The sequence below is a fragment of the Bradyrhizobium sp. I1.14.4 genome (genome assembly GCF_050435825.1).
GTDB lineage: Bacteria > Pseudomonadota > Alphaproteobacteria > Rhizobiales > Xanthobacteraceae > Bradyrhizobium.
Window position 1 is genome coordinate 118073 of record NZ_JBNDLA010000012.1, and the last position, 23634, is coordinate 141706.

25 protein-coding genes are annotated in these 23634 nt (G+C 65.1%); 16 read left to right on the top strand and 9 right to left on the bottom strand.

Features of this window, described 5'->3' with window-relative positions; all coding sequences use genetic code 11:
* The first annotated feature begins 7 nt into the window (after positions 1–7).
* On the top strand, positions 8–1018 hold the full coding sequence (gene hemC / locus ABIB78_RS23705; protein WP_429029011.1) for a hydroxymethylbilane synthase: 1011 nt from the start codon (positions 8–10) through the stop codon (positions 1016–1018).
* Positions 1019–1026: 8 nt separating this feature from the next.
* On the opposite strand, the gene ABIB78_RS23710 is transcribed toward hemC, so the two are convergent.
* The 3 genes from ABIB78_RS23710 to ABIB78_RS23720 are packed head-to-tail and all read right to left on the bottom strand — an operon-like array spanning position 1027 to position 3571.
* A complete protein-coding gene (locus tag ABIB78_RS23710) occupies positions 1027–1716 on the bottom strand; it encodes a DUF1045 domain-containing protein (protein WP_429029012.1) in 690 nt (229 codons plus the stop codon).
* 20 nt (positions 1717–1736) lie between these two features.
* Complete coding sequence (locus ABIB78_RS23715) at positions 1737–2909, bottom strand: alpha-D-ribose 1-methylphosphonate 5-triphosphate diphosphatase (protein ID WP_429029013.1); 1173 nt, start codon at positions 2907–2909, stop codon at positions 1737–1739.
* Positions 2906–3571 (bottom strand): chloramphenicol acetyltransferase, encoded by a 666-nt coding sequence (locus ABIB78_RS23720; protein ID WP_429029014.1) that lies wholly within the window; start codon positions 3569–3571, stop codon positions 2906–2908. Before ABIB78_RS23720 ends, ABIB78_RS23715 begins: the two co-directional genes overlap by 4 nt.
* Before the next feature lie 199 nt (positions 3572–3770).
* On the opposite strand from ABIB78_RS23720, the gene phnC reads away from it, so the two are divergent.
* The 4 genes from phnC to phnE (ABIB78_RS23740) all read left to right on the top strand — a co-directional run bounded on the left by phnC (position 3771) and on the right by phnE (ABIB78_RS23740) (position 7402).
* On the top strand, positions 3771–4586 hold the full coding sequence (phnC, locus tag ABIB78_RS23725) for a phosphonate ABC transporter ATP-binding protein (protein WP_429029015.1): 816 nt from the start codon (positions 3771–3773) through the stop codon (positions 4584–4586).
* A 75-nt stretch (positions 4587–4661) separates the two neighbouring features.
* Positions 4662–5591: a phosphonate ABC transporter substrate-binding protein gene (gene phnD / locus ABIB78_RS23730; protein WP_429029016.1), complete on the top strand. Its 930-nt coding sequence runs from the start codon at positions 4662–4664 to the stop codon at positions 5589–5591.
* Positions 5592–5672: 81 nt separating this feature from the next.
* Positions 5673–6557: a phosphonate ABC transporter, permease protein PhnE gene (gene phnE, locus ABIB78_RS23735; protein ID WP_429029017.1), complete on the top strand. Its 885-nt coding sequence runs from the start codon at positions 5673–5675 to the stop codon at positions 6555–6557.
* Positions 6554–7402: a phosphonate ABC transporter, permease protein PhnE gene (phnE, locus tag ABIB78_RS23740; RefSeq protein ID WP_429029018.1), complete on the top strand. Its 849-nt coding sequence runs from the start codon at positions 6554–6556 to the stop codon at positions 7400–7402. The genes phnE (ABIB78_RS23735) and phnE (ABIB78_RS23740) overlap by 4 nt, the downstream gene beginning before the upstream one ends.
* Positions 7403–7435: 33 nt before the next feature.
* Here phnE (ABIB78_RS23740) and phnF read toward each other — a convergent pair whose 3' ends face one another.
* Positions 7436–8161 (bottom strand): phosphonate metabolism transcriptional regulator PhnF, encoded by a 726-nt coding sequence (phnF, locus tag ABIB78_RS23745; protein WP_429029019.1) that lies wholly within the window; start codon positions 8159–8161, stop codon positions 7436–7438.
* 114 nt (positions 8162–8275) lie between these two features.
* Here phnF and phnG point away from each other — a divergent pair, with 114 nt between their 5' ends.
* From phnG to ABIB78_RS23790, 9 genes are read left to right on the top strand one after another with little or no spacing between them, the layout of a single operon-like run.
* Positions 8276–8737 carry a phosphonate C-P lyase system protein PhnG gene (phnG, locus tag ABIB78_RS23750; RefSeq protein WP_429029020.1) on the top strand — a complete coding sequence of 154 codons (462 nt, stop codon included), beginning with the start codon at positions 8276–8278 and terminating at the stop codon, positions 8735–8737.
* Between the two features lie 4 nt (positions 8738–8741).
* Positions 8742–9350, top strand: a complete 609-nt coding sequence (gene phnH / locus ABIB78_RS23755; RefSeq protein WP_429029021.1) for a phosphonate C-P lyase system protein PhnH — start codon at positions 8742–8744, stop codon at positions 9348–9350.
* Positions 9351–9353: 3 nt separating this feature from the next.
* Entirely contained in the window at positions 9354–10457 is a 1104-nt protein-coding gene (locus ABIB78_RS23760) for a carbon-phosphorus lyase complex subunit PhnI (protein ID WP_429029022.1), read from the top strand.
* The gene (locus ABIB78_RS23765; protein ID WP_429029023.1) at positions 10454–11338 is read left to right on the top strand and encodes an alpha-D-ribose 1-methylphosphonate 5-phosphate C-P-lyase PhnJ; all 885 of its coding nucleotides are present in this window, start codon (positions 10454–10456) and stop codon (positions 11336–11338) included. Before ABIB78_RS23760 ends, ABIB78_RS23765 begins: the two co-directional genes overlap by 4 nt.
* Complete coding sequence (phnK, locus tag ABIB78_RS23770) at positions 11331–12128, top strand: phosphonate C-P lyase system protein PhnK (RefSeq protein WP_429029024.1); 798 nt, start codon at positions 11331–11333, stop codon at positions 12126–12128. Before ABIB78_RS23765 ends, phnK begins: the two co-directional genes overlap by 8 nt.
* Positions 12129–12136: 8 nt before the next feature.
* A complete protein-coding gene (gene phnL, locus ABIB78_RS23775) occupies positions 12137–12835 on the top strand; it encodes a phosphonate C-P lyase system protein PhnL (RefSeq protein WP_429029025.1) in 699 nt (232 codons plus the stop codon).
* Positions 12836–12848: 13 nt separating this feature from the next.
* Positions 12849–14003, top strand: coding sequence for an alpha-D-ribose 1-methylphosphonate 5-triphosphate diphosphatase (locus ABIB78_RS23780; protein WP_429029026.1), 1155 nt, complete (start codon positions 12849–12851; stop codon positions 14001–14003).
* Complete coding sequence (gene phnN / locus ABIB78_RS23785) at positions 14000–14593, top strand: phosphonate metabolism protein/1,5-bisphosphokinase (PRPP-forming) PhnN (RefSeq protein ID WP_429029027.1); 594 nt, start codon at positions 14000–14002, stop codon at positions 14591–14593. Before ABIB78_RS23780 ends, phnN begins: the two co-directional genes overlap by 4 nt.
* Positions 14594–14614: 21 nt before the next feature.
* Positions 14615–15226, top strand: a complete 612-nt coding sequence (locus ABIB78_RS23790) for a pyridoxamine 5'-phosphate oxidase family protein (RefSeq protein ID WP_429029028.1) — start codon at positions 14615–14617, stop codon at positions 15224–15226.
* Positions 15227–15420: 194 nt separating this feature from the next.
* On the opposite strand, the gene ABIB78_RS23795 is transcribed toward ABIB78_RS23790, so the two are convergent.
* Entirely contained in the window at positions 15421–16017 is a 597-nt protein-coding gene (locus ABIB78_RS23795; RefSeq protein ID WP_429029029.1) for a TetR/AcrR family transcriptional regulator, read from the bottom strand.
* A 203-nt stretch (positions 16018–16220) separates the two neighbouring features.
* Here ABIB78_RS23795 and ABIB78_RS23800 point away from each other — a divergent pair, with 203 nt between their 5' ends.
* Complete coding sequence (locus tag ABIB78_RS23800) at positions 16221–17465, top strand: efflux RND transporter periplasmic adaptor subunit (protein WP_429029030.1); 1245 nt, start codon at positions 16221–16223, stop codon at positions 17463–17465.
* Between the two features lie 23 nt (positions 17466–17488).
* The gene (locus ABIB78_RS23805; protein WP_429029031.1) at positions 17489–20671 is read left to right on the top strand and encodes an efflux RND transporter permease subunit; all 3183 of its coding nucleotides are present in this window, start codon (positions 17489–17491) and stop codon (positions 20669–20671) included.
* 37 nt (positions 20672–20708) lie between these two features.
* On the opposite strand, the gene ABIB78_RS23810 is transcribed toward ABIB78_RS23805, so the two are convergent.
* The 4 genes from ABIB78_RS23810 to ABIB78_RS23825 all read right to left on the bottom strand — a co-directional run bounded on the left by ABIB78_RS23810 (position 20709) and on the right by ABIB78_RS23825 (position 23532).
* Positions 20709–20927, bottom strand: coding sequence for a hypothetical protein (locus ABIB78_RS23810; RefSeq protein ID WP_429029032.1), 219 nt, complete (start codon positions 20925–20927; stop codon positions 20709–20711).
* A 250-nt stretch (positions 20928–21177) separates the two neighbouring features.
* Positions 21178–21978, bottom strand: a complete 801-nt coding sequence (locus ABIB78_RS23815) for an SDR family NAD(P)-dependent oxidoreductase (protein ID WP_429029033.1) — start codon at positions 21976–21978, stop codon at positions 21178–21180.
* Between the two features lies 1 nt (position 21979).
* Positions 21980–22534, bottom strand: a complete 555-nt coding sequence (locus ABIB78_RS23820; protein ID WP_429029034.1) for a carboxymuconolactone decarboxylase family protein — start codon at positions 22532–22534, stop codon at positions 21980–21982.
* 47 nt (positions 22535–22581) lie between these two features.
* On the bottom strand, positions 22582–23532 hold the full coding sequence (locus ABIB78_RS23825) for a hypothetical protein (RefSeq protein ID WP_429029035.1): 951 nt from the start codon (positions 23530–23532) through the stop codon (positions 22582–22584).
* Between the last annotated feature and the right edge of the window lie 102 nt (positions 23533–23634).

The window sequence follows — 23634 nt, forward strand, 5'->3', positions numbered from 1 at the left end:
GCCGTTGATGATCACGCGCAGCGGAGCTTTCGTGTCGGGACAGGTTTTGCGGATAGGGACGCGCAAGAGCGCGATGGCGCTCGCGCAGACGGACGAGGTAGCGCGGCTGCTGCGCGCCTCGGCGCCGGACCTTGCCGTCGAAATCGTCAGGTTCGAGACCCGCGGCGACCAGGACCAGACCAGCAAGCTGTTGCGTCACGGCGGCAAGGGCGGCGCCTTCGTCGCCGAGATCCGTGAAGCCATGAGGGCCGGCACGCTGCAAGCCGCGATGCATTCGCTGAAGGACGTGCCGGGCAATGAGGAGACCCCGGGTCTCGTCATCGCGGCGATGCTGGCGCGCGATGCCGCCAATGACAGCCTTGTGTTGCGCCCCGGGCTGTCGCTGGACACGCTCCGCGCCGGGCGCGGCAGGGGGTTCATGATCGGCACCAACGCCGTGCGCCGCGCCGCCTATCTGCGCCGGCTGTTTCCGGAGGCGACCGTGATCCATTATCGCGGCGCCGCAGACACGCGGGTGGCAAAGCTCGATCGCGGCGACAAGCAGCGGTTGCCCGACGGCGGCGAGGTGGGGCCGGCGGATGCGTTGGTGATGGCGCGCTCGGGCCTCGAGCGTATCGGCATGACCGCGCGCATCGCGCATGATTTCTCCGTCGGCGAGATGCTGCCGGCGGTCGGTCAGGGCATCGTCGCGGTCGAATGCGTCGAGACCGACTGGGCGACGCGGGCGCGGCTTGCTGGAATCGACAACGCGCAATCGCGGCTTGCCGCGGAGGCCGAACGCGAGGTTCTGTGGGTGCTCAACGGCCATTGCAATTCGCCGATCGCCGGCCATGCCACACTTGCGGGAAGCGAAATGACGCTGCGTGCCTCTGTGCTGGATGAGACTGGCGCCGGCTTCATCGAGGTGACCCGGCGCGGTCCGGCTGTCCGGCCGCGCGAACTCGGCCGCGCCGTCGGCATGGAACTGCTGGAGAAGGGCGCCGCCGAGATCATCGCCCGCACCCGGGTGGACGCGTAGCGCCGTCGTTACGCCCGCAGCGGCCAGCTATCGACGATGCGGAAGCGGGATGCGTTATCAGTCTGCTTGAACAGTGCGATGCGGTCGATTGCGAGTCTCGTGAGGTCGATCGCCGCGAACCGCTCGCGCAGCCACGCCACGATCGGGCCGCGCCGCTCGTCGCTCAGCCGTCCGGTCAGCGTCATGTGGAAGCGGAATTCCTCCATCACGTAGGGATAGCCCCAGCGGTCGAGATAGTCGCACTGCCGTGCGGTGAGCCGTTCGGGCTTGCGCCGCGCGCGATCCCCGGCCGTCAGCGGCGCGCGGAACGCGTCGAACTCGGTGACGCAGTCGGCGGCAAGCCGTTGCAGATCGTCCGAGCGGTGTGCCGGGATCACGGCAATGAAGCCGCTGATGGCATCGACCACCGGCTCGATCAGGGGGATGCGCCGGGCGCGCCCGGCGAAGGCGGCGCAGGCGTCGAGCAGCTCGGCCTCGTTCCGGCCGTCGGCAAGCGCGATCGGTGCCTTCAGCGTGGCGTGAAAGCCGTATTTGCGAGGGTCCGCCGTCAGCTCGCGCCAGTCGGGCCCGACACCATCGGGAAAGGGCAGGTCGCGGCCATCAGCGGCGTCGTAGCCGAGCAGCGCCGAACCGAAGCGGTGCAGGGCGCTGTCGGGCGACGGTGCATAGTAGATCGCGTAGCGTTGAGTGGAGGCCATGGCAGCAGAATAGAGCCGGGTTACGCCGCCACAACCGTCTTGCGCGGCGCGAGCGAGTGAACGAGGCAGCTCGCGTCCGCCAGATGCACCAGCCGTCCCGCCGCGATCACGGCAACGACGCGCGGCCGCAGCGGCACCTTGTCGTCGACGACGATGATATCGGCGCGGCGGCCGTTGGCGAGCACACCGCGATCGGCAAGCCCGGCCGCGCGCGCCGGCGCCGACGAGATCAGGTCCCAGGCCGTGGCTAGCGGCAGGATCCCGTCGGCGGCGAGGCGGAACGCCGCGAGCAGCTGCGCCGGATAATAGTAGTCCGACGCCAGCACCGAGCAGAGGCCCTGCGCGATCATGTCGGATGCCTTGGTCCAGCCGGTGTGGCTGCCGCCGCGCACCACATTGGGCGCGCCGAACACGATGAAGTCGCCGGCGGCCGCGGCATCGCGCGCGGTCTCTTCATTGACGGGGAATTCCGCGATCGTGGCGCCGAGCGCACGAAAATCCCGGCGCATCGCCGGGCTGTTGTCGTCATGCGACAGCATGCGGATATCAGCCGCGCGTGCAGCGGCAGCCAGTCGCGCGATCGAGGCGGGCACCTCGGGACGGCGCGCGACGATCCGATCGAGCATGTCGTTGACGGCCTCGACCGAGAGCCCCGTGCGCTCGGCCAGCTGGTTACGCTTCTTCGGCTTGACGTTGCTGTGGTCGTTGAAGGCGAACAGGTCGATGCGGCCCTCGGTGAGCCATTGAATGATCTCGGCCTCGGCTTCGAGATTGTGGGTCTCGTGGCGCAGATGGAAGCGCGTATCGGCGGCGAGCTGCGGTCGCAGCGCCTCGATCGCATTGAGCAGTTTTCGCGCATTTTCCGCGCTGCGCAGGCCGGGCTCCCACGACCAGGTCGTGCCATGGAAGACGGTGGTGATGCCGTTGGCGATTGCTTGCCGGTCGCTGTCGATCAGCGCCACGTCGGTCGGGAAGTCGACACCCGGGCGCGGCATCATCTGCCGCTCGAACGCATCGCCATGCAGATCGATGATGCCGGGCAGCACCAGGAGGCCGCCGGCATTGATATGGAGCGCGGCGCGACCCTGCTCGGCGTCGAGCGCGCCGATGTCGCGGCCTGCGGTCCGTAGCGAGGTCTCGACCAGTGCGCCGTCAACCAGCGTGCGTCCGCCTTCGATGAAAATGTCCGTCACGATGCGGCGCTCCGTTGTTTGTGCTGTGACTGGGATACGGCCTCGGCCTCATACTTGTCGAGGAATTCCTCGACCGCGAGCTTGCGAAAGTCGGGCAGGACGCGACGAAGTGCGTCGTGATCCCAGTCCCACCACCCGAGCGCGGTGAGGCGATTTGCGATTGTCTCGGAGAACCGCCGCTTGACCGGACGCGCCGGATTACCGGCAACTATGCTGTAGGCGGGGACATCCTTGGTCACGATCGCGCCGGCGGCAACCACCGCGCCAGTTCCGACGTTCCGTCCGGGGAGCAGAATCGCGCCATGACCGATCCAGACGTCATGGCCGATATGCACGTGATGCGCACGTCGCCAGTTGAAGAAGTCGGTGTCGTCGCTCTCTCCAGGAAAATATGCGCTGGCGCGGTAGGTGAAATGCGCCTGCGTCGCGCGATGCATCGGGTGGTTGCCGGGATTGATCCGGGTCATCGCCGCGATTGAGCAGAATTTGCCGATCGAGCTGTAGGTAACCTGGCTGTCGTTCACGACGTAGGAATAGTCATCCATGCTGACTTCAAGCAGGATCGTGCGCGCGCCGACCTCGGTATATTTGCCGAGTTTGCTCTCGCGAACCGACGCAGTCGGGTCGACGGTCGGCACAACCGAGAGTGTTTTTCCGGCCATCAGGGCCTCCGCAAATCTTGTAAATCTTTGGCTTCCGGGGAGATGCGGGCTCGTCATCGGGATGCTTGATGACAACATCATGACGCTGCGATGACGGCAAGGGAGAGTGTGGACGATCGCCGCACCGCAGCGCCGCCGTCACATAACTGTAAAACACCGGGGATAGCGATGGCCCAACGCGGCGCGGTTGGAGCATTACATGCTGGTGGTGGAAGGTTTGACGTGCCGTTTCGGCACAAAAGCCGCAGTCGACAACGCATCCTTTTCGATCGCGCCGGGCAGCTTTGTCGGCGTGATCGGCCGCTCCGGTGCCGGCAAGTCGACGCTGCTGCGGATGATCAACCGTCTCGCCGATCCGACCTCCGGCCGTATCCTGTTTGAGGGCACCGATGTGACCGCGCTGCGCGGCAAGGCGCTGCGGCAGTGGCGGGCGCGTTCGGCGATGATCTTCCAGCAGTTCAATCTGGTCGGCCGTCTCGACGTCTTGACCAACGTCCTGATGGGCCGGCTGGCCCAGATCCCGTCCTGGCGCTCGCTGGCGCAGGTCTGGCCCGAGCAGGACAGGGCGCTCGCGCTGTCCGCGCTCGAGCAGTTCGACATCGCCCAGCTCGCAGCGCAGCGCGCCGACCAGCTCTCCGGCGGCCAGCAGCAGCGCGTCGCGATTGCCCGCGCGCTGGTGCAGGAGCCCGACATCATTCTTGCCGACGAGCCGATCGCTTCGCTCGATCCGCGCAACACCAAGATCGTGATGGATGCGCTGCTACGCATCAACAAGCATTTCGGCATCACGGTGCTCTGCAACCTGCACTCGCTCGACCTCGCGCGGACCTATTGCGACCGCTTGGTCGGCATGGCGACGGGTCGCGTGGTGTTCGACGGCGCCCCAGCGGCGCTCACCGACCATATTGCCCGCGAGCTCTATGACCTCGAGGCCAATGACGTCATGGGCGCGGTACCGCTGCCCGCGCCCGACGGCGCAACTGCTCCGGCGCTCGGCACCGCAGCCGCGGCCTGAGCGGCGCATTTTCGAAAGACAGGGCAACCGGGCATTTCGCCCGGCCAACAGGCGTAACTACCAAAGAGGGGTAACATGATCACTCGTCGCATCATTCTGGCCGGCGCCGCCGCGCTGGCATTCGCCGGATCGGCTTCGGCCGAGGACTGGAAGGCCAAGTATCCGGAGATCACCTTCGCCGTGATTCCCGCCGAGAACGGCTCCGGCGTCACCGAGCGCTATGGTCCGCTCACCGAGTATCTTTCCAAGGAACTCGGCATCAAGGTGAACCTGCGCGTCGCCAACGACTACGCGGCCGTCATCGAGGGCCAGCGTGCCGGTAACATCCACATCGGCTACTACGGCCCGGCGTCGTTCGCCCGAGCCCGCCTCACCGGCGTCAAGACCGACGCGTTCGTGATCGACGTCAACGCCGACGGTTCCAAGGGCTATTATTCGGTGTTCTACGTGCTCGCCAAGAGCCCGTATCACAAGGTCGAAGACCTCAAGGGCAAGAATATCGGCCTGGTCGATCCCAACTCGACCTCCGGCAACAACATGCCGCGCTTCAAGCTCAACGCGATGGGCATCGATCCGGAGACCTATTTCTCCAAGGTGGTCTTCACCGGCAGCCACGAGAACGCCGTGCTGGCGCTGGCGCAGGGCACAGTCGACGTCGCCGCCAACTGGTGGAATGCCGACGACGATTCCAACCTGACCCGCATGCTCGCCAAGAACATGGTGAAGTCGAGCGACGGCACGCCGCTGAAGAAGGAAGACTTCCGCATCATCGTGAAGTCCGACCTGATCATCAACTCGCCCTACGCCTATCTCGAGAGCCTTCCTGAAGACATGAAGGCGAAGATCAAGCAGGCCTTCCTCGACATGCCGACGAAGGATCCGGAAGCCTTCAAGAAGCTGTCCGATGGCAAGAACCGTCCGTGGCAGCCGGTCACCAACGCCGACTACGACAAGACCATCGAACTGATCAAGTTCGTCGACGCTCTGCGCAAGAAGGGCTCCTGATCGCACGTCGCCACTGAATTGGGCCGGGTTTCGACAACCCGGCCCTTTTCGTTCACCCCTCGAGCAGACTGGCCCGCATCGATGGCGACCGCCATTTCCATCCTTCCCGCGCAGCAATTGGCGACGCTGAACGATGCCTATCGCAAGGCGGTCGCGCGCAAGCGGCTGAAGGCGACGGTGGCGGCCGCGGTGTTCTGCGCGGCGTTGTTCATCGCGGCGCTCGGCGCCGATGTGAACCTGCACACGTTGTTCACCTACTTTGGCAACTTCGTCAGCTATTTCGACCGCATCCTGACGCTGGATTCCGGTGCGCGGGTCTGGACCGATCCGGTGGAATGGTTCTGGGGCCTGAAGAAATGGCTGCGGCTGCTCGGTGAGACCCTCCTGATCAGCTATGTCGGCACGCTGACCGGCGCTGTGTTCGCCTTTGCGCTGAATTTCTTCGCCGCCCAGAATACCTCGCCAGGACCGTGGGTACGCTTTATCATCCGTCGCCTGCTGGAGTTCGCCCGCACGGTGCCCGGCATCGTGTTCGCGCTGATCTTCGTGATCGCGTTCGGCCTCGGGCCGATGGCCGGCGTGCTGGCGATTGCGATCCATACGACGGGGGCGCTCGGTAAGCTGTTCGCCGAGATCGTCGAGAATGCCGACATGAAGCCGGTCGAGGGCGTCCGCTCCACAGGCGCGAGCTGGCTGTCCTGCATGCGCTTTGCCATACTGCCGCAGGTCTCGGCCGGCTACGCCAGCTATGCGCTCCTGCGGTTCGAGATCAACGTCCGCGAGGCCTCCGTGATGGGCTTCGTCGGTGCCGGCGGTATCGGCCAGGAGCTTGTGGTCGCAATCCGCAAGTTCTACTATTCCGACGTCAGCGCCATCCTCGTCACCATCATCATCACCGTCTTCATCATCGACATCTCGACCGGCTGGCTGCGCGGCCGCCTGTTCGGCAAGGAGGCACGCCGATGAGCCAGATGCCGAAGCCGGACAGCGCGAAATTGCGCGCCAAATACCCGGGCGTGTTCGAACGTCCCGCGTCGGCACGGCTGGCGCTGCCGGCCATGATCGTGACGGCGCTCGCAATCTTCGTCTATGGCTTGGTCGATCTCGACTTCTCGCCGACGAAGCTGATCACTGGGATGAGCCAGCTCGGTTGGATCACCATGATGATGATCCCGCCGAATCCCGGCTCGTCCTTCCCGCTCTACATGCAGGCGCTCGGCGAGACGTTGTCGATCGCGCTGCTCGGCACCACGCTTGCCGCGCTGTTCGCGCTGCCGGTCAGCCTGCTGGCGGCGCGCAACATCATTCCTTCGAACCTGATCCGCTTTCCGGTGCGCCGCTTCCTGGATTCGATCCGCGGCGTCGATACGCTGATCTGGGCGCTGGTCTGGATCAACGTCGTCGGCCTCGGCCCGTTCGCCGGCGTGCTCGCGATCATGGTCTCCGACTTCGGGGCGTTCGGAAAGCTGTTCTCCGAGGCGATCGAAGCGGCGGACCGCAAGCAGGTCGAGGGTATCCGTGCCTCCGGCGGCAACGCGCTGCACGAAATCCGCTTCGGCCTGCTGCCACAGGTGCTGCCCGTCATTGCCGGGCAGGTGCTCTACTTCATCGAGTCGAACACGCGTTCGGCCACCATCATCGGCATCGTCGGTGCAGGCGGCATCGGGCTGCAGCTTGCCGAGCAGATCCGCGTGCTGGAATGGCAGAAGGTATCGTTCCTGATCCTGATGATCCTGATCGCGGTCGCCGCGATCGACTTCATCTCGAGCAAGCTGCGCTTTGCCATCATCGGCCAGCGCGCCGTGGTCTAGAAGCCGCCTCGCGCGAGAAGGCGCGAGGGACCGTCAGCCGTTCTCGACGAGAAACTCCACGCGCTCCGCGGCAAAGCGCGAGCGCTTGGTCACCAGCGGCTGGTCCAGCATATCGACGTCGGTTGCGTCGACCACAAGCACCGGCCGTCCCAGCGGCAGATCGAGCCGCGCGGCATCGGTCGCATCGACGATCGCCGCGGTGATCCGGGTCGAGGAGCGGTGGTAATCCTTGACACCGTAATGCCCGAGCAGCTTCGTCATCGAGCGAACGTCGGCAAACACACTGCCGGCATCGGGAAACCGCTCGGCCGACAGCCAGGTGGTGGAGACGCAGATCGGCGTCCGGTCGGCGAGGCGTACCGCTTCGATCCGGATCAGCGGCGCGCCAATCTTGAGGCCGAGTTCACGCGCGATCTCGCGATTGGCGGTGTCGCTGCTTGCATCGATCAGCTGGCCGCGCGGCTCATGGCCGCCGGCGCCGACGATCTCCGAAAACCGGGTGCGCGAGCGCAGGGGATAGGCGAGGCGCCGCGCTTCGACATAGGTGCCGCTGCCGCGCTCGGCGCGCACCAGGCCGCGCTCGGCCAATGCGGCGAGCGCCCGCCGCACGGTGTGGCGGTTGACCCGGTAAGTCTCGGCGATCTCCATCTCGCCCGGCAGCTTTTCGCCCGCGGCAAAGCGGCCGTCAGCGATGCCGCGCTCGATGCCGTCGGCGACCTGCCGCCACAAGGCGACGCCGGAACTTTCCTGCATGCTCATGGCGCGGTGATACCAGAAATCTTCGGTTTGTCACGAAACGGTCATGGCGCTCCGCTATCAAGTTGTCTACTATCATAGACAACTTGATGCAAGCAAGGTTGCCAAAGGTTGCTCATGAGTTCGACCGGACCAAACAGCAGACAGGCCCAGCGCAAGGCCGCGATGACGGTGCTGGCGCACTCCGCCGCTGCCGACATCGCCGGCAGGCTGGCGGCGATCGCGGTGCCCACGCACGAGAACCTGCGCGAGCCGGAAAACGGCCTTGTGATGGTGCGCGGACGGATCGGCGGCGACGGCGCGCCGTTCAATCTCGGCGAGGCGACAGTGTCGCGCGCGGCGGTACGGCTTGCGACCGGCGAGGTCGGCTTCGGCTACACCCTCGGCCGCGATACGCAGAAGGCGCAGATGATGGCGCTGTGCGACGCCATGGTGCAGTCGGCGGACTTGTCCGGCGAAATGGAGGCGAAAGTTATCGCGCCGTTGCGTGTCGCCATGAATGCCGAGCGCAGCCGCAAGGCCGCGGAGACCGCGGCGACGCGGGTTGATTTCTACACGATGGTGCGCGGTGAGGGATGATGCAATGACGACGATTGCCGAAATGCCCGCAGGCTTTGCCGACAAGGTGCTGTCTGCGCAATCAACGTTCCGTTCCGTGATGGACGCGATGGCGCGCCCGGGCAGCGTGCAGCGCGTCGCCGCGAGCGTCGGAACGGCCGCTGGCATGATGCGCGGCTCGGCCGCGATTGCGCTGACGCTGTTCGATCATGACACGCCGATCTGGCTCGATGCCGCGATGTCGGCTACGCCTGACGTTGCCCGCTGGCTGAAGTTTCATGCCAGCGCGCCGGTGATCGGGGATTCCGCGATCGCGAGCTTCGCGCTGATCGGCGACGCCGCCAACCTGCCCGCGCTAGAGCGCTTCGCGTTCGGCAGCAGCGAATATCCGGATCGTTCGACCACGCTGATCCTGCAGGTCGACAGCCTGACGCAGGGCCCGGCCTTCGAGTTGAAGGGGCCCGGCATCGACGGCAGCGCGCTGTTGCAGGCGATGATCAAGCCGCGCGACCTGTTTCAGCGGCTTTCGATCAACGAAGCCCTGTTCCCCCGCGGCATCGATGTCGTGCTGGTCCATGACGACACCATTGTCGCGATCCCGCGCAGCACGCGGCTGATCGCAAGCGGAGTGTGAGCGATGTATGTAGCCGTCAAGGGAGGCGAGCGCGCCATCGAGAACGCCCATCGTTTGCTCGCGCATGAGCGGCGCGGTGATCGCGATGTGCCCGAAGTGACGCTGGCGCAGATCTCCGAGCAGCTCTCGCTTGGTGTCGATCGCGTGATGACCGAAGGCTCGCTCTACGACCGCGAGCTCGCGGCGCTTGCGATCAAGCAGGCGCGTGGCGACATGATCGAGGCGATCTTTCTGGCGCGTGCGTTCCGCGCCACGTTGCCGCGCTTCGGCGCCACCGAGCCGGTCAATACCGGCGAGATGCAGGTGCGGCGGCGCATCTCCTCGACTTTCAAGGACGTTCCGGGCGGCCAGATCCTGGGCCCGACCTTCGACTACACCCATCGCCTGCTCGATCCGCAGCTCGCGGAAGGTTTTGTGCCGGAGCAGCCGGAGACCGCGGAAGCCGCGCAGGCGGCAACTCCGCGGGTCACCGACATTCTCGGCCGCGACGGCTTGATCGAATCGTCGCCGCAGGCCGACGCCGATGCCCCGGTGGGCGACCTCACGCGCGAGCCGCTGAGCTTTCCGGCCGATCGTGATCTGCGGCTGCAGAATCTGGCGCGCGGCGACGAGGGCTTTCTGCTTGCGCTCGGCTATTCGACACAGCGCGGCTACGGCCGCAATCATCCCTTTGCCGGCGAGATCCGCTTCGGCGAGGTCGAGGTCGAGTTCTTCGCCGAAGACGTCGGCTTTGCCGTGCCGCTCGGCTCGATCGAACTGACCGAGTGCCAGATGGTCAACCAGTTCAAGGGTTCGACGACCGAGGCGCCGTGCTTCACCCGCGGTTATGGGCTCGCCTTCGGCCAGAGCGAGCGCAAGACCATGTCGATGGCACTGGTCGACCGCGCGCTGCGTGCAGGCGAACTCGGCGAGGAGGCGGCGGCGCCGGCGCAGGACGAGGAGTTCGTGATGTCGCACTCCGACAACGTCCAATCGACCGGCTTCGTCGAACATCTCAAGCTGCCGCATTACGTCGACTTCCAATCCGAGCTCGGCCTGTTGCGCAAGCTGCGGCAGGAATTCGCGGAGGCCAATCAGGCGGTGGAATTGCAGGAGGCCGCGGAATGAAGGCGCCGACGTACAACTTCGCCTATCTCGACGAGCAGACCAAGCGGATGATCCGCCGCGCGATCCTGAAGGCGATCGCGATCCCCGGCTATCAGGTGCCGTTTGCGAGCCGCGAGATGCCGATGCCCTATGGCTGGGGCACCGGCGGCGTGCAGGTGACGGCCGCGATCCTCGGTCCCGACGACGTGCTGAAGGTGATCGATCAGGGCTCGGACGACACCACCAACGCAATCTCGATCCGCAAGTTCTTCGGCAAGACCGCCGGCGTCGCGACCACGACCTCGACGACCGATGCGACCGTGATCCAGACCCGGCACCGCATTCCTGAGGCGTCGCTGCACGCCGGGCAGGTGCTGGTCTATCAGGTGCCGATTCCCGAACCGCTGCGCTTCCTCGAGCCGCGCGAGACCGAGACGCGGCGGATGCACGCGCTCGCCGAATACGGGCTGATGCATGTCAAGCTCTACGAGGACATCGCGCGCTTCGGCCACATCGCGACCGCCTACGCCTACCCGGTGAAGGTGAATGCGCGCTACGTGATGGACCCGTCGCCGACGCCGAAATTCGACAATCCGAAGATGGACAATTGCGCGGCCTTGCAGCTGTTCGGTGCCGGCCGCGAGAAGCGCATCTACGCGATCCCGCCCTACACCACGGTGGTCTCGCTGGATTTCGAGGATCACCCGTTCACGCGCTATCGCTTCAACGCGCCCTGCGCGCTGTGCGGCGCGGACGATTCCTATCTCGACGAGATCGTCACCGACGACAAGGGCGGGCGGATGTTCGTCTGCTCCGACACGGACTTCTGCGAGCAGCGCCAGGCGGCCGGCCATCACGGCACCGAGAGCGCAGCGCCGCACAAGGAGAAGGCGCATGTCTGAGCTCTCGAGCCTCGACAACGATCAGCCGCTGCTGGTGGCGGAGGGGCTGGCCAAGAATTACGGCCGGCTTGCGGCCTGCCGTGAAGTCTCGTTCGCGCTCTATCCCGGCGAGGTGCTGGCGATCGTCGGCGAATCCGGTTCAGGCAAGTCGACGCTGCTGCAGCTGCTCTCGGCGCAGCTCGCGCCGAGCGCCGGCCGCGTCTCCTACCGGATGCGCGACGGCGTGCTGCGCGATCTCACCGAACTCGGCGAAGCGGAGCGGCGCTTCCTGTTCCGCACCGACTGGGGCTTTGTGCATCAGGACCCGGCGCAGGGCCTGCGCATGGGCGTGTCGGCCGGCGCCAATGTCGGCGAGCGGCTGATGGCGGTCGGCTGGAATCATTACGGCCGGATCCGTGACACCGCCTCGACCTGGCTGGAGCGGGTCGAGATCGATGTCGGCCGCATCGACGATGCGCCGAAGACCTATTCCGGCGGCATGCGGCAGCGGCTGCAGATCGCGCGCAACCTCGTCACCGAGCCGCGGCTGGTGTTCATGGATGAGCCGACCGGCGGTCTCGACGTTTCGGTGCAGGCGCGCCTGCTCGACCTGATGCGCAACCTCGTCAGCGAGCTCGGCCTTGCCGCCATCGTCGTGACCCACGACCTTGCCGTCGCGCGATTGCTGTCGCATCGTGTGATGGTGATGAAGGGCGGCCGCGTCATCGAGACCGGGCTCACTGACCAAGTGCTCGACGATCCCCGCGAGCCCTACACGCAGCTGCTCGTTTCCTCGATTCTTCCGCCATGAGCTTGCCAATGACCGCGATGATCGAACTTGCCAACGCCGAGAAGACCTTCACCATGCATCTGCAGGGCGGCGTCGAGCTGCCCGTGGTGCGCGGCGTTTCGTTCCACGCCGATCCGGGCGAGTGCGTGGTGCTGTCGGGCCCGTCCGGCGCCGGCAAATCCTCGATCCTGAAGATGATCTTCGGCAACTACCGCTGCGACAGCGGCCGGATCGGCATCCGTCACCACGGCAAGGTGATCGACCTCGCCACAGCCGAGCCGCGCCAGGTGCTGAGCATCCGCCGCTCGACCATCGGCTATGTCAGCCAGTTCCTGCGCGCCGTACCGCGGGTCGCGACCATCGACGTTGTCGCCGAGCCGTTGATCGTCAACGGCGTGGCACGCGAGGAGGCTCGCGCGCGCGCCGGCCAACTGCTGCGCCGGCTCAACATTCCGGAGCGGCTGTGGGCCCTGCCGCCCTCGACCTTCTCCGGTGGCGAACAGCAGCGCGTCAACATCGCGCGCGGCTTCATCTCGGACCTGCCGATCCTGCTGCTGGACGAGCCGACCGCTTCGCTCGATGCGGCGAATCGCGCAGCGGTGGTCGAGCTGATTGCGGAGAAGAAAACCAGGGGCGTCGCGATGGTCGCGATTGTCCATGACGACGAAATCCGCCATCTGATCGCCGACCGCATCGTCGATGTGACCTCGTTCGCCGCTGCTGCCTGAAGGACCGTTTGAAATGACCGCCAAGCAAGACACCATCATCGGTAACGCCCGGCTGGTCCTCGCCGATCGCGTGATCGAGCAGGGCTGGGTTGCGATCGCTGACGGCAAGATCGTCGAATTCGGCGAGGGCAGGGCGCCCGAGGCAGCGGAGGATGCCGGCGGCGATCTTCTGATGCCCGGATTGATCGAGCTGCACACCGACCATCTCGAGATGCACTACGTGCCGCGGCCAAAGGTGTTCTGGAATCCGGTCGCGGCCGTGATCTCCTATGACGGTCAGCTCGCAACCTCGGGCATCACCACCGTGCTGGATTCGCTGCGGGTCTGGCGCGAGGACGGCGCCGAGGATGTCGACGGCCGCGCCGGCGTGCTGGCGGCGGCGATCTCGACCGCGCGCGAGGAGAATTTGCTGCGCGCCGATCACTTTCTGCATCTGCGCTGCGAGGTCCCGATGCCGGACGTGGTCGCCGAAGCCAGGGAGCTGATCGACCGGCCGGACGTGCGGCTGATGTCGCTGATGGACCATACCCCGGGCCAGCGCCAGTTCCGCGACGAGGTCAAGCTGCGCGACTACTACCGCGGCAAGGGCGGCGGCATGACGGACGCCCAGCTCGACGTGCTGTTTGCACGGCGCTTCGCCTATCAGAAGGAATATGCCGTGCCCAACATGCGCGCGATCGTCGCGCTGGCGCATGAGTACAAGATACCGTTGGCAAGCCACGACGACACCACCGAAGAAAACGTGGCTGACGCGGTCAACGACAAGGTCGCGGTCGCGGAATTCCCGACCACGATGGAAGCTGCGCGCGGGCTGCACGCGGCCGGCGTCGATATCTTGATGGGGGCGCCGAACGTGGTCCGCGGCGGCTCGCATTCCGGCAATATCGCAGCCGTCGATCTCGCCAACGAGGGCATGCTGGATATCCTGTCGTCGGACTACATCCCGTCCAGCCTGCTGATGGCGGCGCTGCAGCTGCCGCGGCATGTGCCGGCGATCGACCTCGCCTCCGCCGTCCGCACCGTGACCAAGACGCCGGCAGAAGCGGTCGGACTATCCGACCGCGGCGAGATCGCGGTCGGCAGGCGCGCCGATCTGATTCGCGTGCACGTCGCGCGCGATCTGCCGGTCGTGCGCCGCGTCTGGCGCGAAGGGGGGAGGGTCGCGTGACCAATGCGCCCGTCATCGCCGGGCAGCGCGCCATAATCGGCCCCGGCCGGTTGATCCTGGTGGTCGGCCCGAGCGGCGCCGGCAAGGATACGCTGTTGGGGCTGGCGAAAGCGGCCTGCGCCGATGATCGCGACATCGTGTTTCCGCGCCGCCTGATCACGCGCCACGCTTCCGCATCGGAAGACAATGAGGAGGTCAGCGCGGAGGCCTTCCAGGGCGCGGCGGCTGCAGGCGACTATGCGATGCATTGGGAAGCGCATGGTCATCGCTACGCATTGTCGCGGGCGATCAACGACGAGATCCGCGCCGGGCGCACGGTGGTCGCTAATGTCTCGCGCACGGTGATCGCGGCAGCGCGCCGCCACTACGCCAATGCCGTCGTGGTGTCGATCACCGCGCCGCCGGATGTGCTGGCGGCACGGCTCGCGATGCGGGCGCGCAGCAGCGACGGCCTTCTCGCGCAGCGGCTGGCCCGCACCGTCGACGAGAGCACGTCGACGCCTGATTTCACCATCGTCAACGCCGGCACCGCCGAATATCACGCGCGACAGCTTGTCCGCATCATCAAGGGCGAACGCTGGGACGAATAGCAGCAGAGGAGAGAAGCACGAATGTCGGTGATCGAGACGATCGAGCAGCTTGAGGCAATCTACGGCTTCCCGAATGACGCGTCGACCGTGAAGGTCGCCGATCACGTGACGCCGCTCTATCGTGTGCTGATCGAGAAATCGCCATTCGTGTCGCTTGCGACGTCAGGGCCCGAGGGACTCGATTGCTCGCCGCGCGGCGACCTGCCGGGCTTCGTGCGCATCCATGATCCGAAGACGCTGATGATGCCGGATCGCCGCGGCAACAATCGCTGCGATTCACTGCGCAACATCGTTCGCGATCCCCGCGCCGGGCTGCTGTTCCTGATTCCGGGCTCGGGCAGCACGCTGCGCGTCAACGGCCGCGCCTATGTCACGGCCGAGCCGGAGCTGCTGGCCTCCTTCAAAATGGAAGGCAAGGCGCCGCGCACAGTCATCGTGATGAATGTGGACGAGATCTATTTCCAGTGCGCCCGCGCGATCGTGCGCTCCGACCTCTGGAACCCGGACAAGCAGGTTGACCCGAGGACCTTGCCGACGCCCGGCCAAATCCTTGCCGAGATGAGCGAACACACGGTCGGCGGCGAGACATACGATCGCGAATGGCCGGAGCGTGCGCGACAGACGATGTGGTGACGTCTCTTCTCCCTCGCCCCGCTCTTGCGGGGAGAGGGCAGAGGTGAGGGCAGGGGTGAGGGTCTCGTGCCGCGATCACGGTGATATCTAAACTCGCGGTGAGTCCCCCTCACCCGAATTCGAGCTTCGCTCGAATTCGACCTCTCCCCGCGAGCGGGGCGAGGTGACTTCCAACGGCTGCACCGAAGCTACGATCAGGCCTTCGCCTGCTCATCAAATGCCTTCAGCGACACCGCTGCGATCTCGCGCAGCGCGTTGCGGTCGGCGGAGCAGGCCATCACCCCCATGCCGGCGGTGACGGCCGAGAGGTAGCGTGCGAGCGCGGCGGGATCGGCGCTGTCGCCGAGATCGCCCGCCGCCTTCGCGTGCACGAAGCGCTCGCGCAACTGATCCTCGGTATGTGACCGGCGCGCCGCCAGTTCAAACGGGACATTTGCCGAGCCGGTGCCGCAGGCCAGGCCGCCCTGGACCAGCAGGCAGCCGGGCGGGTTGGCGGGATCGGTCTGGGCATCCGCCGTCCCCATCAGCAGCCGTTCGGCAACCTCGCGCGCGGTGGGGGCGCCCAAGACCTCTTCCATCCAGGCGTCGCGTTTTTCGGTGTAACGGTCGAGCGCGGCCTTCAGCAGGCCTTCCTTGCTGCCAAAGGCGGCATAGAGGCTCGGCGGATTGATGCTCATCGCCTCGGTAAGCTGGGCGATCGTCGTGCCCTCGTAACCGTGGCGCCAGAACACGTCCATAGCCTGGTCCAAAGCGGCGTCCGCGTCGAAGGCGCGGGGGCGTCCCATTCCCATTTTCGTTGCTCCGTAAGCCGGCTGCCGTTTCTATGACGGATTGTCCCTGGCTTATCCTCTTGTTGCACGTGATGTTTTTCCGCGTCTTCCCATTTCCCCACGAATGAGATAATAAATTCGTAGTGCTCGATACATAAGTATCTTGCGAACCGGCGTCCAGCTCCACATCTGTAGTGAACACTACAGATATCTGGAGCGCGCGAATGCCTTCGTCAATCCAAAATCCCCGTTCCGGCCGCTTCCGACGCGTCGTCGGCGGTGTCGTGATCCTTGGTGCCCTTGCGGTGGCCGGTTCAATCGCGACCGGCCACTATTTCCATGCTGCGCAGGCGACCGCGACCGCTGCCGCCCCCGAGCCGGCGGTCCCGGTGACCGTGGCCGTGATCCAGCCCCGCCCGACCACCCTGTTCGACGACTTCTCGGGCCGGCTCGAGGCCGTCGACCGCGTCCAGCTTCGGCCGCGTGTGGCGGGCGCGATCCTGGCGACCAACTTCACCGAGGGCTCGCTGGTGAAGTCCGGAGACATCCTGTTCAAGATCGACCCCGCACCTTATGCGGCCGAGGTCGATCGCGCCCAGGCGCAGCTCGAGGCCGCCAAAGCCCGCGTCGTGTTCACCACGAGCGAAGTCGAGCGCGGCGCACAGCTGGTCGGCAACAATATCGTGACCAAGCGCGATTTCGACCAGCGCGACAACGCCAACCGCGAGGCGATCGCCAACGTCAAGGCGGCCGAAGCCGCACTGCAGACCGCAAAACTCAATCTCGATTACACCGAGGTGCGTGCACCGGTCGACGGCCGGGTCGGCAGAATCGAGGTGACCGTCGGCAATCTCGTCGCGGCGGGTACATCTTCGCCGGTCCTGACCTCGCTGGTCTCGGTCAATCCGATCTATGCGAGCTTCGATGCGGACGAGGAAGTGGTGCTGCGCGCGCTGAATTCGATCGCGGATGCCTCCGGCAAGCGCGGCAATCTCGACCAGATCCCGGTCGACATGGTGACCTCCGGCGGCCTCAGCGCCAAGGGACACATTCAGCTCATCGACAACCAGGTCAACGGGCAGAGCGGCACGATCCGAGTCCGCGCCGTGTTCAAGAACGATGACGGGCGATTGATCCCCGGGCAGTTCGCCCGCGTGCGCATGGGCCAGCCCAAGGATCAGACGTTGGTCTTGATCGACGAGCGCGCCGTCGGTACCGACCAGGACAAGAAGTTCGTGATGCTCGTCGGCGACGACAGCCGCGCGGTCTACCGCTCCGTCACGCTTGGCGGCGCGGTCGATGGCCTCAGGATTGTCACCGCCGGACTGAAATCCGGCGATCGCATCGTCGTCAACGGGCTGCAGCGCGTGCGTCCGGGCGCACTTCTGAAGATGGAAGTCGCCGAGATGGGCGCCCGCGGCATGCAGCAGGCATCCACTGAAACCAACCAGCACGTCGTGCAGCGCTAGGCGCTGCGCGCGGGGGCGGAGCCATGAATCTCTCAAAATTCTTTATCGACCGGCCGATCTTCGCCGGCGTGCTATCGATCCTGATCTTCCTGGCCGGCCTGATCTCGCTGCTGGCGATGCCGATCTCGGAATATCCCGACGTGGTGCCGCCGTCGGTCGTGGTGCGCGCGACCTATCCCGGCGCAAATCCGAAAGTGATCGCCGAGACCGTCGCGACCCCGATCGAGGAGCAGATCAACGGCGTCGAGGGTATGCTCTACATGTCGAGCCAGGCGACCACCGACGGCGCGATGACGCTGACGGTGACGTTCCGGCTCGGCACCGACCCCGACAAGGCGACCCAGCTGGTGCAGAACCGCGTGCAGCAGGCCGAGCCGCGCCTGCCGGCCGTGGTGCGCCAGCTCGGCATCATCACCAAGAAGAGCTCGCCCGACCTCACCATGGTCGTGCATCTGCTGTCGCCGAACAACCGTTACGACATGACGTATCTGCGCAACTACGCCGTGCTGAACGTCAAGGACCGGCTGGCGCGGATCGACGGCGTCGGCGACGTCCAGCTCTATGGCGCCGGCGACTATTCAATGCGGGTCTGGGTCGATCCGCAGAAGGCCGCCGAGCATGCGCTGACAGCGAGCGATGTCGTCCGCGCGATCCAGGCGCAGAACGTCGAGGCTGCCGCCGGCGTGGTCGGGTCGTCTCCCAGCGTCAAGGGCCTCGACCTCCAGCTCTCCGTCAACGCCGAGGGACGGCTGTCGACCGAGGAGCAGTTCGGCGACATCGTGGTCAAGACCGGCGCGAGCGGCGAGGTGGTGCGGCTGCGCGACGTCGCCCGGATCGAGCTCGGCGCCTCCGAATACGGCCTGCGCTCGCTGCTCGACAACAAGCAGGCGGTCGCCATCCCGATCTTCCAGGCGCCGGGCTCGAACGCGCTGGAGATCTCCGACCACGTCCGCGCCACCATGGCCGAGATCAAGAAGAACATGCCGGAAGGCGTGTCCTACCAGATCGTCTACGATCCGACACAGTTCGTGCGGTCGTCGATCGAGGCCGTCATCCACACGCTGCTCGAAGCGATCGCGCTCGTCGTGCTGGTCGTGATCCTGTTCCTGCAGACCTGGCGTGCCTCGATTATTCCATTGATCGCGGTCCCGGTGTCGATTGTCGGCACCTTCGCGGTGATGCATGTGTTCGGCTTCTCGATCAACGCGCTCAGCCTGTTTGGCCTGGTGCTCGCGATCGGCATCGTGGTCGACGACGCCATCGTCGTGGTCGAGAACGTCGAGCGCAACATCGAATCCGGCCTGTCGCCGCGCGACGCCACCAATCAGGCGATGCGCGAAGTGTCCGGCCCGATCATCGCGATCGCGCTGGTGCTGATCGCGGTGTTCGTGCCGCTCGCATTCATCTCCGGCCTCACCGGACAGTTCTACAAGCAGTTCGCGCTGACAATCGCGATCTCGACCGTGATCTCCGCGATCAACTCGCTGACGCTGTCGCCGGCGCTGTCGGCGTTGCTGCTGAAGGGGCATCACGAGCCGAAGGACTGGCTGACCCGGGTCATGGAGAAGTCGCTGGGCTGGTTCTTCCGCGGCTTCAACAAGGTCTTCACCAAGTCCTCCGAGAACTACGGCCGTACCGTCACCAAGGTGATTTACGGCAAGGCCGTGGTGATCGGCCTCTATGTGCTGCTGGTCGGCCTGACCGGCGTGCTGTTCAAGCAGGTGCCGAGCGGCTTCGTGCCGGGCCAGGACAAGCAGTATCTGGTCGGTTTTGCCCGGCTGCCCGACGGTGCCACGCTCGACCGCACCGAGGAAGTGATCCGCAAGATGAGCGACATCGCGCTGACCCAGCCGGGCGTCGAAAGCTCGGTGGCATTCCCGGGCCTGTCGATCTCGGGCTTCACCAACTCCTCCAACGCCGGCATCGTGTTCTCGACCTTGAAGCCGTTCGACGAACGCAAGGATCCGTCGCTCAGCGGTCCGGCGATCGCGGCGGCGCTCAACAAGAAGTATGCCGGCATCCAGGACGCGTTCATCGCCATGTTCCCGCCGCCGCCGGTCAACGGGCTCGGCACCATCGGCGGCTTCAAGCTGCAGATCGAGGACCGCGCAGGCCTCGGCTATGAGGCGCTGAACGACGCGACCAAGGCGTTCATGGCGGCGATGCAGAAGGCGCCGGAGATCGCCGGCGTGTTCTCTAGCTTCCAGGTCAACGTGCCGCAGCTGTTTGCCGATATCGATCGCACCAAGGCGTTGCAACTCGGTGTGCCTGTGACGGAAGTCTTCAACACGCTGCAGATCTATCTCGGCTCCTACTACGTCAACGACTTCAACAAATTCGGCCGCACCTATTCGGTCTATGTGCAGGCGGACGCGCCGTTCCGCGCGCGCGCCGACGATATCAGGCAGTTGAAGGTGCGCTCGTCGTCCGGCGACATGGTGCCGTTGTCGGCCTTGCTGAAGGTTCGCCAGAGCGCGGGTCCGGAACGAGCGATCCGCTACAACGGCTTCCTGTCATCCGACATCAACGCCGCCGCGGCGCCCGGCTATTCCTCCGGCCAAGCGCAGGAGGTGGCGACGCGGATCGCAGCCGAAGTGCTGCCGCCCGGCTTCGCCTTCGAATGGACCGACCTGACCTATCAGGAGTTCATCGCCGGCAATTCCGGAATCTGGGTGTTTCCGCTGGCGATCCTGCTGGTGTTCCTGGTGCTCGCCGCGCTCTATGAGAGCCTGGCGCTGCCGCTCTCGATCATCATGATCGTGCCGATGGGACTGCTGGCGGCGATGTTCGGCGTCTGGCTGTCGAAGGGCGACAACAACGTCTTCACCCAGATCGGCCTGATCGTGCTGGTCGGATTGTCGGCCAAGAACGCCATCCTGATCGTCGAATTCGCGCGCGAGCTCGAATTCGCCGGACGTTCACCGATCAGAGCCGCGATCGAGGCGAGCCGGCTGCGGCTGCGGCCGATCCTGATGACGTCGATGGCATTCATCATGGGCGTGCTGCCGCTGGTGCTGTCGACCGGCGCGGGCTCGGAGATGCGGCGCGCGATGGGCGTCGCGGTGTTCTCCGGCATGATCGGCGTCACGGTGTTCGGCCTGTTCCTGACGCCGGTCTTCTATGTGCTGCTGCGCAGCCTCACCGGCATGAAGCCGCTGACGCAGCACGGCGAGGCGACCATTCCCGGAAAAGCACACGCGGCTTGATGCCGCGTGTGTAAGCTTCTTGTCAGCTTCGAGGTGATCAGGCCGCGATATCGAGCAGCAATTGTGACGAACCGCGGACCAGGATTTTCCGGCCCGCGGGCGTCAGCGCAAACGCATCTCCTCGCACCGCAACATAGCCGAGCGTGATCAGGCTCTCGACGGCGAACCGGTTCAGCCGTGAAGGGTTTGCCGCGGGAGCCCGCAACGCTTTCAACGCATCCCACTGATCTGGTCTGAGTTCGAATTCTTCGCTCATTGGTCTAGGCACTCCAGAGATTTCTGCGTGCGAGATACAGAGCGCAGATGAATTTCGTGCGACCACAACGAGTCAGGATTTCGATTTATGTGGACGCGTCGTCACATCGCCGTGTCATTGGAATACTTCAATTTTTTCGAATCATTGCGGCGCAATGACGCGTGATGTCGTCACAGTGATTAACATCGTCACACGGGTTAACCACCTGGGTTAACCGGGTTAGCTGGGTAACCGGGTTAATCGCTTCACGCTAACCGCGCCGCACACTTGCGCCGCCATCGACCGGCAACGTCACACCGGTGATGAAATTGGCTTCGTCGGATGCGAGAAACAGCGCGGCATTGGCGACATCCCAACCGGTGCCCATCTTGTGACGCAGCGGCACCTTGCTGTCGCGCTCAGCCTCGACCTCGGCGCGGCTCTTCTTGAATTCGCGTGCGCGCGTGTCCACCGCCATCGGCGTGTTCATCAATCCGGGCAGGATCACGTTTGCGCGAATGCCGTATTGCGCATTCTGGTAGGCGAGCTGTTCGGTGAAGGCGATCATCGCCGACTTCGTCGCCTTGTAGGCGACGTAAGGATAGGTCGTGATCGCGGCCATCGACGAGATGTTGATGATGGCGCCGCGCTGCTGCTTGCGCATGATCGGGATCACGTGCTTGGCGGCGAGGATGCAGCTCTTGAGATTGATCGCCACGCAGCGGTCGAACGCCTCTTCAGTAATGTCGAGCAGCTCGGCGTCGCCGCCGGAGAGACTGACGCCGACGTTGTTGTGCAGGATATCGACGCTGCCCCAGCGCCCATGCGCGTCCGCCACCATCACCTTCATGTCGGCGTTCTTGGTGACGTCGGCCTTGAAGGCGGCGGCGGTGCCGCCCTTGGCTGCGATCAGATCGACGGTTTCCTGCGCCGACGCCAAGTTGTGATCGACGCACAGCACCTTGGCGCCTTCGCGCGCGAAAGTCAGCGCGGTGGCGCGGCCGTTGCCGATGCCTTCGCCAGAGCTCTGGCCGGCGCCGACGACGATGGCGACGCGATCTTGCAGGCGCATCTCACTTCACTCCCGGTAACGGGTACTGTTGCAGTACCTCTTTGTAATAGGGTTCGTTGTCGATCTGCATGGTGGCGAGCACGCGCACCACGGCGCAGTAGAACGCGATGGTCAGCACCAGATCGGTCATGTGCTCGTCGGACAGCTCTTGCTTGATCTCGGCGAAGGTCGCCTCCGACATCGCGAGCTCGCGCACCATCTCGCGGGCGCCCTTGAGGATCGCTTTCGTCAGCGGCTCGAGCTTCGACAACCTGCCGTCGGTTTCCGCGATCAGGCCCTGGATATCCTCGTCGGTGACGCCGAACTCCTTGCCGATCTTCACATGGTGGGTGAACTCGTATTCTGACTTCTCAAGCCAGCCGACCTGCAGGATCGCGAGTTCGCGCAGCCGCGGATCGAGCTTGCTCTTGAAGCGGATGTAGCCGCCGATGCCATTGAAGGCGCGCGCCATGTCCGGCGAGTTCACCAGAAGCTTGTGCAGATTGGTGTTGCGCTTGAGCATGTCGCGATATTCAGGGGCGACCTGATCGGCTTCGAGATAGGGCAGGCGGGCCATTGTTGTTGTCCTTGGTTTGGCGGCTTGCGGAAGGGGCGGCTGTCGCTTCAGCCGTAGAGTGCTTTGTGCTCGCTGGCGTAATTGGCGTAGGAATCCTTCATGCTGGCGCCGTTGAGCAGCATGGTCGCAACCACCGTGTTGTCGGCATCGAACACGGTCGAGCGCACCCACATGCTCTCGGTGCGCTTGCTGCCCGAAAGCGCCACGACCTCGCGCTCGACCCAATAGGTCTCGCCCGGGAACAGCGGCCCGCGCACAAGCCGGATTTCCTGATCGGCGAACAGCCCGACGGCCGGGCCACGGACCGGCAGCCGGTCCTCGCGCGCGCGGTACTGGAACAGCACGCTCAGCATCTCCATCGGGATGACGGCGCGGCCCCAGGGATTGTACTCCAGCGAATAATAGTCTGAAGGCTCGGTGATCACCTTGAGCTTGTCGGCCAGCGAGAACGGATAGAGATCGCCCATGTTCTGGTCGAAATCCATCTTGATCGCCTGCCGGGCCGTCTTCATGCCGACTTTGATGTCGGCGAGGATCACGGGATCGGCCAGCGGCTTCAATTCGCCAAGCCGGTGGCTGAGCGCTGTCTCGCTGCCGTCACCGTCGATCGAGGCGGTGCCGCGCAGGATCTCGGTGCCGTCGCGTTTGATCATCCCGATCGTGCAAACGGTCTGGCCCGGCTTCGGCTTCTCGATCTGGGCCTGCACCTCTTCGCCTTCGAACACCGGATTGCGGTAATGCGCCGACAGGCACCCGGTCATGAACCAGGCCCGGCCCCAGATCCGCTCGCACAGCGGCGCGAACTGGCTGAAATGGGTCGGTCCCTCGATCGTGCCGCCGCGGAAGCCGAGCTTCTGCGCGGTTGCATCGTCGTGAATCGAGGCGTGGGAATCGTAGGTCTGGGCCTGCAGCATCTGCTTCGGGCTGCGCCAGGGACCCACCAGCAGATTGCCGTTCTCCACGATTTCCGTCGTGAACGCGGATTCGACTTTAATCATCCTTGGTCTCCCTTTGCGCGCCACCGTTTCAAAGAAGCCGGGGTTCGGCAAGCCTCGCAGAGCAACAAGGCCTCGCATGTGCACCATGAGATATGTGCTGCG